This is a genomic window from Acinetobacter albensis, from assembly GCF_900095025.1.
In the GTDB taxonomy this organism is placed as follows: Bacteria; Pseudomonadota; Gammaproteobacteria; order Pseudomonadales; family Moraxellaceae; genus Acinetobacter; species Acinetobacter albensis.
The window spans coordinates 1-1,187 of the sequence record NZ_FMBK01000030.1; the positions used below are offsets into that span (position 1 = coordinate 1).

Sequence of the window (1,187 nt, forward strand, 5' to 3'; positions counted from 1 at the left end):
AGTTACTTTCGCAACAACACCAGCACCCACTGTACGACCACCTTCACGGATCGCAAAACGTAGACCTGGGTCCATTGCGATTGGGTGGATTAATTCTACTGACATTTCTACGTTGTCACCTGGCATTACCATTTCCACGCCTTCTTGTAATTGGATTGCGCCAGTTACGTCAGTGGTACGGAAATAGAATTGTGGACGGTAACCATTCAAGAATGGTGTATGACGACCACCCTCTTCTTTAGAAAGTACGTATACTTCAGCATCGAATTTAGTATGCGGTTTGATTGCACCTGGTTTAGTCAATACTTGACCACGTTGAACGTCTTCACGCTTAGTACCACGTAGAAGAACACCACAGTTCTCGCCAGCACGACCTTCGTCAAGCAATTTACGGAACATTTCAACGCCAGTTACAGTCGTTTTAACTGTATCTTTAATACCAACGATTTCTACTTCTTCGCCGACTTTAACGATACCCGCTTCAACACGACCTGTTACAACCGTACCACGACCAGAGATAGAGAATACATCTTCGATTGGCATTAAGAATGCTTTATCGATTGCACGTTCTGGTTCTGGAATGTAAGTATCAAGCGCTTCAACAAGAGCAAGTACTGCAGGTACACCGTATTGACCTTCTTCACCGTTAAGTGCAGCAAGTGCTGAACCACGGATAATTGGCGTGTCATCACCAGGGAAGTTATAAGTAGAAAGAAGTTCACGAACTTCCATCTCTACCAATTCAAGTAATTCTTCATCATCAACAAGATCACACTTGTTTAAGAATACAAGAATGAACGGTACACCTACCTGACGAGATAAAAGGATGTGTTCACGAGTCTGTGGCATAGGACCATCAGTCGCAGCACATACAAGGATCGCGCCGTCCATTTGAGCAGCACCTGTAATCATGTTTTTAACATAATCGGCGTGACCTGGGCAGTCTACGTGAGCGTAGTGACGAGCAGGAGAATCGTATTCTACGTGCGAAGTATTAATGGTAATACCACGTGCTTTTTCTTCTGGTGCAGAATCAATTGCTGCGTAATCTTTCGCTTCACCGCCGAAAGTTTTAGCACATACAGTTGCAATTGCAGCTGTTAAAGTTGTTTTACCATGGTCAACGTGACCAATTGTACCCACGTTTACGTGTGGCTTATTACGTTCAAACTTAGCCTTAGCCATGA

The 1,187-nt window shown here is 44.1% G+C and carries 1 protein-coding gene; it reads right to left on the reverse strand.

The annotated features are described in order from the left end of the window. Positions 1-1,185, reverse strand: a 1,185-nt coding sequence (tuf, locus tag GA0116959_RS14145; RefSeq protein WP_092721209.1) for an elongation factor Tu, incomplete at its 3' end; no start/stop codon positions are given. Between the last annotated feature and the right edge of the window lie 2 nt (positions 1,186-1,187).